The sequence below is a fragment of the Lutibacter sp. genome, from assembly GCF_046055765.1.
Lineage (GTDB): Bacteria > Bacteroidota > Bacteroidia > Flavobacteriales > Flavobacteriaceae > Lutibacter.
Genome location: NZ_JASFZF010000040.1, coordinates 103,321 through 117,381, shown reverse-complemented (window position 1 = coordinate 117,381; position 14,061 = coordinate 103,321). Strand labels below are relative to the sequence as shown.

General features: G+C 28.8%; 12 protein-coding genes and 2 pseudogenes. 7 read left to right on the top strand and 7 right to left on the bottom strand.

The window, feature by feature from the left end; all coding sequences use genetic code 11:
* The first annotated feature begins 324 nt into the window (after positions 1–324).
* From QM495_RS05055 to QM495_RS05040, 4 genes are all read left to right on the top strand, one after another.
* Positions 325–1,317, top strand: coding sequence for a rhodanese-like domain-containing protein (locus QM495_RS05055; RefSeq protein ID WP_408671022.1), 993 nt, complete (start codon positions 325–327; stop codon positions 1,315–1,317).
* Between the two features lie 46 nt (positions 1,318–1,363).
* A complete protein-coding gene (locus QM495_RS05050) occupies positions 1,364–2,368 on the top strand; it encodes a rhodanese-like domain-containing protein (protein ID WP_408671021.1) in 1,005 nt (334 codons plus the stop codon).
* Positions 2,369–2,489: 121 nt separating this feature from the next.
* On the top strand, positions 2,490–3,533 hold the full coding sequence (locus QM495_RS05045; protein ID WP_408671020.1) for a porin: 1,044 nt from the start codon (positions 2,490–2,492) through the stop codon (positions 3,531–3,533).
* Between the two features lie 114 nt (positions 3,534–3,647).
* The gene (locus QM495_RS05040) at positions 3,648–4,301 is read left to right on the top strand and encodes a Crp/Fnr family transcriptional regulator (protein WP_408671019.1); all 654 of its coding nucleotides are present in this window, start codon (positions 3,648–3,650) and stop codon (positions 4,299–4,301) included.
* On the opposite strand, the pseudogene QM495_RS05035 reads toward QM495_RS05040, so the two are convergent.
* The 4 genes and pseudogenes from QM495_RS05035 to ligA all read right to left on the bottom strand — a co-directional run.
* Positions 4,298–4,519: pseudogene (locus QM495_RS05035) on the bottom strand (BRCT domain-containing protein); the annotation flags it as partial. The gene QM495_RS05040 and the pseudogene QM495_RS05035 sit on opposite strands and share 4 nt — an antisense overlap.
* Positions 4,520–4,534: 15 nt before the next feature.
* Positions 4,535–5,101, bottom strand: coding sequence for an exonuclease domain-containing protein (locus tag QM495_RS05030; protein ID WP_408671018.1), 567 nt, complete (start codon positions 5,099–5,101; stop codon positions 4,535–4,537).
* A gap of 11 nt (positions 5,102–5,112) precedes the next feature.
* Positions 5,113–5,859: a helix-hairpin-helix domain-containing protein gene (locus tag QM495_RS05025; RefSeq protein ID WP_408671047.1), complete on the bottom strand. Its 747-nt coding sequence runs from the start codon at positions 5,857–5,859 to the stop codon at positions 5,113–5,115.
* Positions 5,860–5,988: 129 nt separating this feature from the next.
* Positions 5,989–7,587: pseudogene (gene ligA / locus QM495_RS05020) on the bottom strand (NAD-dependent DNA ligase LigA); the annotation flags it as partial.
* A gap of 205 nt (positions 7,588–7,792) precedes the next feature.
* Here ligA and QM495_RS05015 point away from each other — a divergent pair.
* The 3 genes from QM495_RS05015 to QM495_RS05005 are packed head-to-tail and all read left to right on the top strand — an operon-like array spanning position 7,793 to position 9,923.
* Positions 7,793–9,043 carry an NAD(P)/FAD-dependent oxidoreductase gene (locus QM495_RS05015; protein WP_408671017.1) on the top strand — a complete coding sequence of 417 codons (1,251 nt, stop codon included), beginning with the start codon at positions 7,793–7,795 and terminating at the stop codon, positions 9,041–9,043.
* Between the two features lie 28 nt (positions 9,044–9,071).
* A complete protein-coding gene (locus QM495_RS05010) occupies positions 9,072–9,383 on the top strand; it encodes a TusE/DsrC/DsvC family sulfur relay protein (protein ID WP_408671016.1) in 312 nt (103 codons plus the stop codon).
* A 36-nt stretch (positions 9,384–9,419) separates the two neighbouring features.
* Complete coding sequence (locus tag QM495_RS05005) at positions 9,420–9,923, top strand: DsrE/DsrF/DrsH-like family protein (protein WP_408671015.1); 504 nt, start codon at positions 9,420–9,422, stop codon at positions 9,921–9,923.
* A 36-nt stretch (positions 9,924–9,959) separates the two neighbouring features.
* On the opposite strand, the gene QM495_RS05000 is transcribed toward QM495_RS05005, so the two are convergent.
* The 3 genes from QM495_RS05000 to QM495_RS04990 all read right to left on the bottom strand — a co-directional run bounded on the left by QM495_RS05000 (position 9,960) and on the right by QM495_RS04990 (position 13,898).
* Positions 9,960–10,868, bottom strand: coding sequence for a DMT family transporter (locus tag QM495_RS05000; protein WP_408671014.1), 909 nt, complete (start codon positions 10,866–10,868; stop codon positions 9,960–9,962).
* A 55-nt stretch (positions 10,869–10,923) separates the two neighbouring features.
* The gene (locus tag QM495_RS04995) at positions 10,924–12,369 is read right to left on the bottom strand and encodes a glyceraldehyde-3-phosphate dehydrogenase (RefSeq protein WP_408671013.1); all 1,446 of its coding nucleotides are present in this window, start codon (positions 12,367–12,369) and stop codon (positions 10,924–10,926) included.
* Positions 12,370–12,488: 119 nt separating this feature from the next.
* Entirely contained in the window at positions 12,489–13,898 is a 1,410-nt protein-coding gene (locus QM495_RS04990; protein ID WP_408671012.1) for a Do family serine endopeptidase, read from the bottom strand.
* Between the last annotated feature and the right edge of the window lie 163 nt (positions 13,899–14,061).

Here is a 14,061-nt window from a genome sequence, read left to right as displayed (position 1 = left end):
TTATCAATTATATAATTATACCTTATTTTAAATTTAGGTTTTACAATTTTTCATCTACTTTAAGCCAAAAAAATCCATTTAAAACCTTTTCAACTAAAAATTGCATTAAAAATATTTTCACACCTATACATAGAAAATACAAAAAATAATAATTTAAATTTTTTATATAGTTGATTTTAAGCTTTTTACAAATGTAATAATTGTTACTGTAAAGAATAAATATGTATTAAGATTGGTATGATAAATATCATATAAACAGAATAAACCCATATCTAATTTTGATGTAACAATTAGTACATCTATTTAATTTAAATTACTTATAAAATGAAAAATTTAACAAAACACTTTGCATTGCTTTTCTTCTTAGCTACACTATTTAGTAGCTATAATATTCAAGCACAAGACAGCACAAATACCACAAATTCTGAATTTGAGTTATTAGTTCAACATTTAGAATCTAATGGTAATTTTATTAATAGCAATTTAGCGCCAGCTATAATTATGGCTGATGAAATCAAAGAAAATGTAAAAAATAAAAAATATCTTGTTTTAGATATTAGAAGTGAAAGTTGGTTTGAATATGGACACATTAAAAATGCCAAAAACATTAAAGCCGCTGAACTTCTTAATTATTTTCAAAATGATATTACTCCAGAAAATTTTGATAAAATAACAATTGTTTGTTATTCTGGTCAGTCTGCAGCCTATTTTTCAGGTTTACTAAGACTTTATGGATACAATAACGTGTATAACTTAAAATGGGGAATGAGTTCTTGGGATGAAGAATTTGCTGTAAATATTTGGATTAAAAATTCAAAAAGTGAATATGCAGAGCAATTAGAAACTACAGCTAACCTAATGCCAGAAAAAGGTGATACTCCTATATTAAATACTGGTAAAACTACAGGAGAAGAAATCTTAAAAGAGAGAATTAAAGAAGCATTTACAAAACCTTATAAAGAATATATAACTAAAGCCGTTGACTTTTTTGAAAACCCAAATAACTATTTTGTAGTTAACTATGTAAATGAAGAACAATACAACTTTGGACATTTAAAAGGAGCCGTTAGATATGAGCCTGAAAATTCACTTGCATCAACTACAAATTTATACACATTACCAACAAATAAAAAAGTTTTAGTCAACTGCTTAACGGGTCAAAATGCAGCTTATGTTGTAGCATACCTTAACATACTTGGGTATAATGTAGCAAACCTAGCTTATGGATCTAATGCTATTATGAATTCAACTTTAGTTGAAAAAGGCTGGGATGGATTTAGTAAAAAAGAAATTAAAAGTTATCCAATTATAGAATAAATATTTAAAAAAGAACATCATTATAAAAATTTAAAATAAGCAAATCATGAAAAAATTATCATTAATATTAATAGGATTATTATTAGTACCAACATTATTCTTAACATCATGTGACAGAGGTGATGATTTAACAACTGGCGGTGTAACAGCCGAACCGACATTTACATTATTAAAAGAGTATATGATTGATAACCAACTAGATATTAACAATGTAATATCAAATCCAGCTGGAATAAAATTTGTAGTTGGAGCTCCCGCATTAGCAGATTATGATGCTGCTGCATTTAAAGTAAAATATTACATTATGGATATTCGAAGTGCTAATTCTTATGGTACAAGTCACATAGACGGCGCAATAAATGTAGCATTTGGAGATATTTTAACTCAGGCAGCTAATAAAGGAAATAAACAACTATTAGTAGTTTGTTATACTGGTCAAACTGCTTGCTACGCAACAGCTTTATTACGTATGTACGGTCATCCTAATGCACAAGCATTAAAATGGGGTATGACTGGTTGGTCTGAAACAACAGATTCATGGACAGCAAAAGTAGGAGATGTAGGTTCTGATAGCTCTAATTGGTCGTATGGTAGTGCGCCTGCACTAGGTATATATAGTGATCCTGTACTTAGCAGCTTAAGTGTTGATGGTGCTGAAATTTTAAGAAAAAGAGTTGAAGATGTTGTTGCCGCAGGCTTTAAAACAGCTTCTAATGCAGACGTTGTAGCATCTCCTTCTGATTATTTCATCAATAATTTCTTTAGTGAAACAGATTATACTGGATTTGGTCATATTAGCGGAGCTCACAGAATTTCACCATTAACATTAGCTAATGGAGAGTATAAAAATTTAGATGACTCAGCAAAAGTAGTTACGTATTGCTATACTGGTCAAACATCTGCAGTTGTAACTGCTTGTTTAAGAGTTTTAGGGTATGATGCTTATAGTTTAACATTTGGAATGAATGGTTTAAACCATAGTAGTTCTCAATGGGCATCAAACCATTGGGGAGTTGATAGTCACGCCAAAGGATTACCTCTAGTAAACTAATTAAACAACTAAAAATATCTAAAACTAAAGCTCTAAAAAACAACATTAAATTATAAAATGATGTTTTATAACCAATAAGTAATTACCGTTTTTTAGAGCTTTTTAATTAAAAAAAACACAAATGAAAACAAAAATAATTATACTTTTTTCAATATTCTTCGCATTACAATTCAATACAACATTCGCACAAGGATGTGAAGATGATACACCTGCAACTGCTACTACTGGAGTTCCTTCAACAAGTAGCTCAACTGTGTTTGGTTATATCCAACCACAGTACAATAACTATTTTACAGATCAAGGCGAAAATACCTTTAATTTTAAAAGAGCAAGACTAGGTGTACGCGGAAGAGTAAACCGCTCTTTCTCATATTATTTCGTTTTAGAAACTAGTGCTTTTATTGGTGGTGGAGACGCTTATTTATTAGATGCATTTGTAACTTATGATAAAAATAAATGGGCTAAAATTTCATTAGGATCTTTCAAACAACCATTTGGTAGAGAAGTTACCACAGCTTGTCATTCTTTAACTACAATTGACCGATCAATTGTAGCCGATCAATTAGTTGCTCCTCAAAGAGATATGGGTTTAATGGTATTAGGTGGATCCAACAAAACTAAATTCAAATATGCAGTAGCACTTATGAATGGAAGAGGATTAGGAGTTAAAGATAATAATGAGAAAAAAGACGTAATCGGACGTGCTTCTTATCAAGTACTAGATTTTATGAATGTTGGTGCTAGTTTTAGATATGGATATCCTAATAATGAAAATGATGATAGAACAACTTATGGAATTGATGCATCTGTTAAATATAAAGATTTAACTGTACAAGGTGAATATATTTATGACGAAGGTGATTATAACAGAGCTGCTGGTGGTGGTTGTGGTTCGGAACCGTTAGAATTAGGAGAAAAGAGAGATGGTGCTTATATTATGGCAAGCTATAACATTAATGAAAAAATTCAACCAGTATTCAAATATGAATACTTTGATCAAGACACTGACTTGAAAAAAATTGGTTACCAAGAAAGAATGACAATTGGGCTTAATTATTTCTTTAATAAAAAAACACGTCTTCAAATCAATTATCAAGCTAATATTGAAACACATATTAACATAGATAACGATGCACTTTTAATGCAAATGCAAATAAGATTTTAAAAATAATTCACTTATAATTATTTGATTTAACAAACTCCTGATAATTATCAGGAGTTTGTTTTTATTGATTTTGTAACTTTGGTTATATTATTTTTACATTAAAATAACAAGGTTATGAATACTGACAAAACACTATTATTAGATAAACTAAAGGATTATTATACCGAAATTTTTGAAAAAGAATTGATTGATGAAATTGTGAACGTTGGTATCTATAGAACTATTGAAAGCGGAGGTACTCTTATTGATATTGGTGATAATATGACACATATTCCACTAATTTTAAATGGAGCCATAAAAATTATTCGTGAAGATAAAAATGGTGATGAAATTGCTTTGTATTTTTTAGAAAAAGGTGACACTTGCGCTATTTCATTTGTGAATTGCCTAAACAGATCTAAAAGTATGTTTAGAGGTGTCGCAGAAAAAGAAACTGAAGGAATTTTTGTACCGGTAAATAAAGTTGATGAATGGCTAAAAAAATATGAAACGTGGCGTCATTTTATTATTGACAGTTATCATGTACGCTTAATTGAAATGGTAGAAGCTATTGACAGTTTAGCATTTATGAAATTAGACAATAGATTACTAAAATATTTAACTGATAAAGTTAAAATAATGCAAGATTATACACTTATAATTACACATCAAGAAATTGCTGATGATATAAACACATCTAGAGTAGTTGTTTCTCGTTTGCTAAAAAAACTTGAAAATGAAGGGAAACTTAAAATAAGAAGAAATAGAATTATAATTGAGAATATTTAATGTCTCAGTTTTAAATAATCTAATTCAGAAATTATAGGAATATTTAAATCTTTAGCTTTTTTAAGTTTACTTGGCTCCATATTCTCACCAGCTATTACATAGCTGGTTTTTTTTAAAATAGAATTCCCTACTTTTCCTCCATTATTTTCAATAGATTTTTTTAAATCGTCTCTATTAAATTTAGTAAATATCCCAGAAACAACAAAAATTAATGTATTGAGTTTCTCTGATTTCTACCATTTAAAATTAGCATTGGAAATTGAATTCCTTCTTGAATTATTTTTTTTACTTCTTTTTATTAACTTAAAATCGCCTGTAGTTAGTTTATGATAAACTTTACCACAAATAATCGCATCTTCTAAAGCATTATGATAATTATTTTGCTCTATTTCAAAATAACTTGCAACTGTAGATAATTTATGATTTTCAATAGCTAAATATCTTCTCGATAATTTAAGAGAACAATCTATCTCAAAATTTACTTTAGGCAAACTATAAATATCTAAGTTATAGTTTAAAACTGATACATCAAAACTATAATTATGTGCAACTAATTTTCTCCCTTTAAAAAAAGGGTATATTTCTCTCCATATATCAGGAAATTCTCTTTCATTAATAACATCCTGTAAACTTATTCCATGTATTCTTTGAGCATAAGGATTAAATTTCAAATCTTTAGGTTTAATTAAAGAATAGTACTCATTAATAACTTTCCCTTCTTCAAATTCTGCTATTCCAATTGAACAAGCATTTTTACCATTTGATGTTTCAAAATCAAAGGCAACAAAATTTTCTTTCATAACAAATTTATCTATAATAATATATTAAAAAAATAATTCTCAGTTATAACTTTAATACCTAACTTTTCTGCTTTTACCTTCTTTGCTGGCCCCATTTTTTCCCCAGCAATTAAATATGAGGTGTTTTTCGATAAAGAAGTAGAATTTTTACCACCATTTTCCTCAACTATTTTCTTAAGCTCAACTCTATCTATTGAAAACTTTCCAGAAACAACAAAAGATAACCCTTTTAATTTTTCTGTTTCATTCTCATTCTTAAGCATTTCAAATTGTAAGCCTATTTTCCTTAACCTGTTAACAATCTTAATATTTCTTTCTAAAGTAAAAAAAGCAATAACACTTTTAGCAATAACCTCACCTATTTCATCAACTTCAACTAAGTCTTCATACGAAACACTCATTAAAGTATCTATAGTTTTGTAGTGCTTAACCAATTTTTTTGCCACAGTTTCACCAACAAATCTAATTCCTAATGCAAACAAAACTTTTTCAAAAGGTATTATTTTAGATTTTTCAATTCCTTTAATAATGTTTTTAGCTCCTTGTTCTCTTATTCCTATAATTTTTCTGTTTGAAATTTTTAAAACTGTCGCCTCAAAATTTTTATGCTTGCTAATTCGGTTTTTCGAATCTCTTAATTCATCAATAAAACCAATACTTTTGGCGCTTTCTAATAGTTCTTCAAAATCAGTGTTAAAAAATCCTTTATCGAGTGATTTATTATAAAATTTTAAAAATAAAAATTCTTCCAACGACATGTAACCTTCAAGAAAAGGAAATCTATAGTATTGTGAATTCTTATATTCATCAAATCTTTCTTGAAATTTTAACTTAAACTTTTCAAAAATCTTTTGTTCATTTTCGTTTTCAAACAATAAATTTCGATCTAATAATTCTTCAATAGATTTAACTTTTTTAGCAATTACTTCTGCTAATTTTCTTGATATATTACTATACCCTAAAGCAAATATTGCATCTTTAATTTTTACTTGTAAATGATTTTTCAGCTTTAAACCAGCTTCGTTATTATGATGTACTTTTTCTAAATTAACAATTTCATCTTCTTTTAAAAAGTACAAATCTGAATAATCTGTTAATAATCCTTTTTCATACAACAACTCTACCGTTTCAGCTCCTAAACCATCAATATTCATTGCTTTCCTACTAATAAAATGCTGAATTCTACCTGTAATTTGAGTAGGACAACCATATTCATTTGGACAATAATGCTTTGCATCACCTTCATTCCTAACTAACAAAGCATTACAATCTGGACAATTAGTTATATAGACTGTTGGCATAGAATTTTTAGGTCTTTGCAGAAGATCAACTCCAACAATTTTTGGGATAATTTCACCTCCTTTTTCTACAAAAACAGTATCTCCAACCCTTATATCTAATTTTTCAATTTGATCAGCATTATGTAGGGAAGCTCTTTTAACAGTTGTACCAGCCAATTGAACTGGTTCTAAATTTGCTACTGGAGTAATTGCACCAGTCCTTCCAACTTGATATGTAATTTCATTTAAAACCGTGCTTTCCTGTGCTGCTTTAAATTTAAAAGCAATTGCCCAACGTGGCGATTTAGCGGTAAAACCTAATTCATCTTGTTGCTCTAAAGAATTCACTTTTACAACTACACCATCTGTCTCATAAGGTAATTCATGCCTTTTTATATCCCATTTTTCTATAAAGTTAAAAACTTCATTTATAGTTGAACAAACTTCAATTGCTTTAGGCACTTTAAAGCCTATATCCCTAGCAAATTTTAAAGTGTCAAAATGAGATGTTCTTTGATTTTTAGTAGTAACTATGTGATATAATAAGCAATCTAGCGGTCTTCTAGCAACTTCTTTACTATCCTGTAGTTTTAAACTGCCACTTGCCGTATTTCTTGGGTTCCTGTAAGGATCTTCTCCTGCTTCAATACGTTCTGCATTCATCCTATTAAAACCTTCTAACGGTAAAATAATTTCTCCTCTTATTTCAAATTCATCAGCAAAATGCTCTTTTAAAACTAATGGTATAGATTTTATTGTTTTAATATTTGCTGTAACATCATCACCTTCAAAACCATCACCTCTAGTAACAGCGCTCACTAAAACTCCATCTTTATAACTTAGATTAATGGAAGCACCATCATATTTTAACTCACAAGTATAATTTACATCTTCAGTTTCTAATATTTTTTTTATGCGCTTTTCCCAATCTAATAAATCATCTTTTGAATATGAATTATCTAAAGAATACATTCTATTTTTATGAACAACTGTATTGAAATTTTTAGTGATTTCACCACCTACTCTTTGTGTTGGAGAATTAGCATCGAAAAATTGTAGATTTTCAGCTTCTAATTTTTCTAATTCTTTCAATTTTAAATCAAACTCATAATCTGAAATTGTTGCATTATCCAATACATAATAATTATAATTATGTTCTCGGAGTTCATTTCTTAATTGTTTAATTTTTTCTTCAATATTTAACATTCTATTCAAATTATATCTAGGCTAAAATAATCATATTTTTTAAAGTTTTTAAAGCTATACAAAAATTACTACAAACTTTTTACATTATTAAATATTATGTAACTTTTATTACGTTTCAACCTGATATTTATCATATGTATCGTTATGTAACTATAGTAACTTTACTGTGTAATAATTGATACATAATATATTTAAACAGTTAAATATGAAAAACTTACTTATTTTAGGTGCAGGAACAGCAGGTACAATGATGGTGAATCATTTAAGGCCAAAACTTTATTCTAATGAATGGAATATTACAATAGTTGATCAATATAAAACACATTATTATCAGCCTGGCTTCTTATTTCTCCCTTTTGATAGCTATACCGAAGATCAGGTAAAAAAAACTGGAAAGAGGTTTCTTCCAACTAGGGTTAATTATATTCAGAAAAAAATAGAAAAAATTCTTTCAGAAGAAAATAAAGTAGAACTTGAAGACGAAACACTAGACTATGATATTTTAATAATTGCAACAGGCTCTAAAATTGCTCCTGAAGAAACTGAAGGTTTAATTGGGCCTCTTTGGAAAAAAGATATTTTTGATTTTTATACCTATGAAGGCTCTTTAGCCTTACGTAACAAACTACGTGATTGGGAAGGTGGAAAATTAGTAATTCACATTACTGAAATGCCTATTAAATGTCCCGTTGCACCTTTAGAATTTGCTTTTTTAGCTGATTCTTATTTCCGAAAAAAAGGAATGAGAGATAAAGTAGATATTACATATGTTACTCCATTAACCGGTGCTTTCACAAAACCAACATGTTCAACAGCTTTAACGTACCTCTTAGATGAAAAAGGTATAAAAATGGAAGCTGATTTTTCTATAGAACATATAGATAATGACAAGAAAGAAATTGTAGATTATGAAGATAGAAAAATTCCATTTGATTTATTAGTAACCATACCAACAAATATGGGAGATGAAGTGATAGAAAAATCTGGTTTAGGAGACGATTTAAACTTTATACCTACAGATAATAATACTTTACAGTCTTTAGCAAATGAAAATATTTTTGTAATTGGAGATGCTACAAATGTACCAGCTTCTAAAGCTGGATCTGTTGCACATTTTCAAGCAGAAACATTAACAGACAACATTCTTTTATATATGGATGGATATCCTTTAAAGAAAGAATTTGACGGACATGCAAATTGTTTTATTGAAACTGGAGACAACAAAGCATTATTAATCGATTTTAATTACGTTACAGAACCAGTTCATGGAAAATTTCCTTTTGCAAAAATTGGACCTCTAAAACTCTTAAAAGAAAGTGTATTTAATCACTGGGGTAAATTAGCCTTCAGATGGATTTATTGGAATATGCTATTAAAAGGTATTGCCATTCCTTTTGTTTCAAGAAATATGAGTTTTAAAGGAAAAATTTTTGATATAAAAACAGATACAAAATAATTATTAAATATATAAAACACAAAATATTATGTCAGTAAAAACTATAGCAGGAGTAGATGTAAACGTTTCAGAAGAAGGATATTTAGAAGATATGTCTCAATGGAACGAAGAAATTGCAAAAGAAATTGCAAAAGAAATAAATATTGAATTAACAGATAAACACTTTGAGGTTATAAATTATCTACGTGAAAAAACAGAAGCTAAAGAAACCTTAACCATAAGAAAAGTTGGTAAATCAGGTGTTGTAGATATTAAAGGATTGTATAAGCTATTTCCAAAAGGCCCCTTAAAATTCTCATCAAAAATTGCAGGAATACCGAAACCAACTAGTTGTATATAATTCGGTTTAAAAATATTAATTTAAAAATTAAAAAAAATGAGTACAGAAGAAAAAAAACCTTTAGAAAAAGTTTGTTTAATATGTGCTAAAGGAAGCTTAGAAGATGTGTATGCAAGCCTAGTAATGGCTAATGGAGCTGTTATGGAAGGAATAGAAACCAATGTGTTTTTTACCTTTTTTGGGCTAGATGCTATCACTAAAAAAACAATGAATAATTTACACACAGCAACAACTGGAAATCCAGCAATGAGAATGCCTGGTGGATTACCTTTCCCAACAATGCTTGGTGGATTACCAGGAGTAGAATCTGCTGTTTCAAGTATGATGCGTAAACAAATGGGTGATTTAGATATGCCTCCTGTTGATGAATTTTTAGAAATGATTACTGCGGGTGGTGGTAAAATTTACGCATGTAAATTAGCTATTGATATGTTTAAATTGAAAAAAGAAGACTTATCAGATGAAATATCTGATATTATTACAATTGGCCAATTTTATGAAATGTGTGATGGAGATAGAACTCAAATAATATTTACATAACCCTTATTTTATTGAACCTTGAAAAAGTCAAATCAACTAGTTGTTTTGGCTTTTTTTATGCTTCATTTTACCAAAAGCAATAAATAAAAGACCAACAATCGTAACAAATCCACCTATTAAAGCAATAGTAGGTGGAAATTGATTAAAATAAAGATATGAACCAAGCAATACAAAAATTCCCTTTGTACTTGCTATTATTGCTTTTTTAGACAAAGGAATATATTGCAATGCTAAATAACCCGCAATAACTGTTAAAAATGGCCCTAAAAGAGAACCTATAAAAATATTCCGTACAGCTCTTGTTGAAATAACCAATGAATCCTCAACATAATTTAAAGCTATAATTGAAAAAAATAGTAGAAAAAAACTTCGACTTGTTGTAAAAATTATTGGATGAATTTTTTGAATATTTTTTTTAATAACTACTGCACTAATTGCGGCCAACATACTAGAATACAATACATATTGAGAGCCATCAATAAACATATTTTTAAAACTAGAATTTCCTTTATAACTTATTACAAATGCACCCGATAAAGCTAATAGCATTCCCAAAAGTTCTAAGTTTGAAAACCGTTCTTTTAGTAAAATAAAACTTAAAGCTATTACAAATACAGGAGATATATTACCAATAAAAGAAACAATTGTAGGATTAGAAATTGTATGAATAGATTTGAAGAAAAAGTAGGTACCAACAACTTCAATAATTCCAATTACAAATAGTATTAAATATTGCTTTTTTACAAGTCCTTTTAAGTTATTATAAGTTTTTTTATACCAAGCGTATAATAAAATCCATATTAATCCAAAACTAAACCAATAAACACCAAATTGAGGTAAACTTACTTCTGTAAGGGCTGCCTTACTAAAAATATATACATTTGATACAGCTATTACCGAAACTAATGCCAATAAAAAACCTTTGACAGAATTTGATATTTTCATTCGTCAAAGGTACTTTATAAACTATCAGAGAAAGCAACAATTGTTGCTACAACCACTAATAATAAGTGAACTTTTTTAATTGTGAAATATATTTTGCAAGCCTAATAACTTGGTGAGTATAACCATATTCATTATCATACCAAACGTATAAAACAACATTCTTACCATCACCATTTGAAATAGTTGCATGACTATCAAAAATTGCTGGAGCCGGTGTTCCAACAATATCAGAAGAAACCAATTCATTACTTAGTGAATACCTGATTTGCTCAACCAAATCGCCTTCTAAACAATATTTTTTCATTGTATTATTTATAGTTTCTTTGCTTGCTGCATTTTCTAATCGCAAATTTAAAATTGCTAAAGAACCATTAGGTACCGGAACACGAATAGCACTTGAAGTTAGTTTCCCTTCAAATGATGGCAATGCCTTAGAAACAGCTTTTCCCGCACCTGTTTCTGTAATTACCATATTTAAAGCTGCAGCTCTACCTCTACGATACTTTTTGTGCATATTATCAACTAAATTTTGATCATTTGTATATGCATGAATGGTTTCTAAATGTCCATTAATTACCCCAAAATTATCTTCAATAACTTTTAAAACAGGGGTTATAGCATTCGTTGTACAAGAAGCTGCTGAAAAAATATCAATTTTTGAAGGGTCATACTCTAATTGATTTACACCATGCACAATATTTGGGATTCCTTTTCCTGGAGCTGTTAATAATACTTTAGCAATACCTTTTGCTTTTATATGCCTTCCTAAGGACTCTTCGTCTCTAAAAGCACCCGTATTATCAATTACTAATGCATCAGAAATTCCATAACGTGTATAATCAATTTCTTCAGGGTTATTCGCTGAAATTACATGAACTGTTGTTCCATTAATTATCAACGCTTTTTTCTCAATATTAGCAGTTACCGTACCATGAAAATCACCATGTACTGAATCATTTCTTAGTAATGAAGCTCTTTTCTCTAAAACAGATTCAGTGATTTCACCACGAGTTACAATTGCTCTTAAACGCATTAAATTACCTTTACCAGTAAGCGCCACTAATTCACGAGCTAACAAACGACCAATACGACCAAAACCATAAAGGACAACATCTTTTGATTCAAATTTTTTGTTATTTTTGGCATCTTTAAATCTATCTTCAATAAAATCTTTTATTGTACATTTATCTTCATCTAAATGAGATTCATAAACTAATTTACCTATATCAATTTTTGAAGGTGGTAACTCATGATTTTTAATTTCTTGTGCAATTTCAACAGCATCAAAAATTGAAATTGGTTTTTCTACAAAATCGCTAGCATACTCAACTAAATTTAATATTTCACTAACATTTCTATCTAATAATTGATTTCTAAATAATACGAGTTCCACAGTATTATCGTACCATAAATCACTTATTATCCTAATAAATTTTACAGTTGCTCTTCTTCTATTGGCTTGAAAAGCAAGTTCTTTTTCGTAAATTTCGTTAAATGACATTTTATGTTGTGTTGTTTAAATTTCGGTAAAAATACCTATTTCAAACGTTTTCGCAAAGGTATTAAGCATAAAAAAATCCTTTCAAATAGTGAAAGGATTCTAAATTATTTTTTTAAACTTTATCTAAAAATGTACCGTTCAATTTCACCATTTAAATTTAACATTTCAATTCGTAATACTTCCCCTTCCGTTTTAGTGGCAATCATTTCATTTACATCATCAACTGAGTTTACTTTTTGATTATTAATTGCAATAATAACAAAACCTTTTTTAACACCATAGTACATGAGTTCTTTGTTTGAAATCTCGGTAATTTTAACTCCATTAGCTATGTCTAATTTTTTTAACTCATTTTTATCCAAATTTTTCAACTCTAAACCAAGAGTAGAAACTTTGCTTATTTCATTTTTACTCAGCTTCACATTAACAGTATAGTCTTTTCCATTTCTTAAATAAGTAACTGCAACTGTTTCGTTTGGTCGTTTGGTCCTTAAAAAACCTTGTAAATCGGCAAAAGTTGCAATTTTCACATTATTAAGTTTAACAATAATATCTTCTTTCTTTAAACCTGCTTTTTCTGCTCCTGAATTATCTGCTACACCAGCAATATAAAAACCTTCTGTGATATCAATATCTAAATTTTCGGCAGCTTTATTATTTAATTCACCACCACTTACACCTAAAATTGCCTTTTGGACATTCCCAAACTCCATTAAATCTTCCACAACTTTTTTTGCAATGTTGGATGGAACCGCAAAAGAATATCCAATAAAAGAACCTGTACTTGAAGTAATTGCAGTGTTTATTCCAACTAATTCACCTCTAGTATTCACCAAAGCACCACCACTATTTCCTGGATTTACAGCCGCATCCGTTTGAATAAACGAGTCTGTAATATTTCCATTCCTTTTTAAATCTCTTCCTTTAGCACTAACAATACCTGCCGTTACAGTGGAGGTTAAATTGTATGGGTTACCAACTGCAAGCACCCACTCACCTACTTTAATTTCGTTAGAATCTCCAAAAACAATATATGGTAAATTAGTAGCTTCAACTTTTAACAATGCAATATCATTAGTTGAATCAGTTCCAATCATTTTTGCCTTATAAACCTTTTTATTATTTAAAGTAACTTCAATTTCAGTTGCATTTTTTATTACATGATTATTTGTAATTATATAGCCATCAGAAGAAATAATTACACCACTTCCTGTTCCAATTTGAGAATATTGCTTTATTCCACTCCCCTGTCCATAAAACAATTCAGCAAAAGGATCTCTTACAGTCTTTAATGATGTATTTTTTACGTGAACTACAGCGTTTAATGTTTTTTCTGCAGCTACAGTAAAATCAGTATTTTCAGTCGAGGCAATTAGCCTACTTGTATTGCTAGCTGTAACCATATTTGGCTTTGATTCAACAGCTTTTTCAATTACAATTTGAGGATTTTCTAAAAATAATTTATAAGCTCCAAGTGTAAGTATTCCTCCTAAAGCTGAAAATAAAACGATACTTGCTATTTTTTTCATTTTTTAAACTTTTTTATAATTTAATACTCAAAATTAAAATATATTTTTTCTTAAAAAAATGCTTTAACGCTATATTAACACTCATTTAACTGAGTTTAACACTTTAGAAGTTGTTCTATATTTTTAACAAAAAAAACTATGCTTAATTTACTACATTTGCAAT

Coding starts and splice junctions, on each gene's coding strand:
- QM495_RS05055 (WP_408671022.1), top strand. CDS start 325: ATGAAAAATTTAACAAAACACTTTGCATTGCTTTTCTTCTTAGCTACA.
- QM495_RS05050 (WP_408671021.1), top strand. CDS start 1,364: ATGAAAAAATTATCATTAATATTAATAGGATTATTATTAGTACCAACA.
- QM495_RS05045 (WP_408671020.1), top strand. CDS start 2,490: ATGAAAACAAAAATAATTATACTTTTTTCAATATTCTTCGCATTACAA.
- QM495_RS05040 (WP_408671019.1), top strand. CDS start 3,648: ATGAATACTGACAAAACACTATTATTAGATAAACTAAAGGATTATTAT.
- QM495_RS05030 (WP_408671018.1), bottom strand. CDS start 5,101: ATGAAAGAAAATTTTGTTGCCTTTGATTTTGAAACATCAAATGGTAAA.
- QM495_RS05025 (WP_408671047.1), bottom strand. CDS start 5,859: ATGTCGTTGGAAGAATTTTTATTTTTAAAATTTTATAATAAATCACTC.
- QM495_RS05015 (WP_408671017.1), top strand. CDS start 7,793: ATGAAAAACTTACTTATTTTAGGTGCAGGAACAGCAGGTACAATGATG.
- QM495_RS05010 (WP_408671016.1), top strand. CDS start 9,072: ATGTCAGTAAAAACTATAGCAGGAGTAGATGTAAACGTTTCAGAAGAA.
- QM495_RS05005 (WP_408671015.1), top strand. CDS start 9,420: ATGAGTACAGAAGAAAAAAAACCTTTAGAAAAAGTTTGTTTAATATGT.
- QM495_RS05000 (WP_408671014.1), bottom strand. CDS start 10,868: ATGAAAATATCAAATTCTGTCAAAGGTTTTTTATTGGCATTAGTTTCG.
- QM495_RS04995 (WP_408671013.1), bottom strand. CDS start 12,369: ATGTCATTTAACGAAATTTACGAAAAAGAACTTGCTTTTCAAGCCAAT.
- QM495_RS04990 (WP_408671012.1), bottom strand. CDS start 13,898: ATGAAAAAAATAGCAAGTATCGTTTTATTTTCAGCTTTAGGAGGAATA.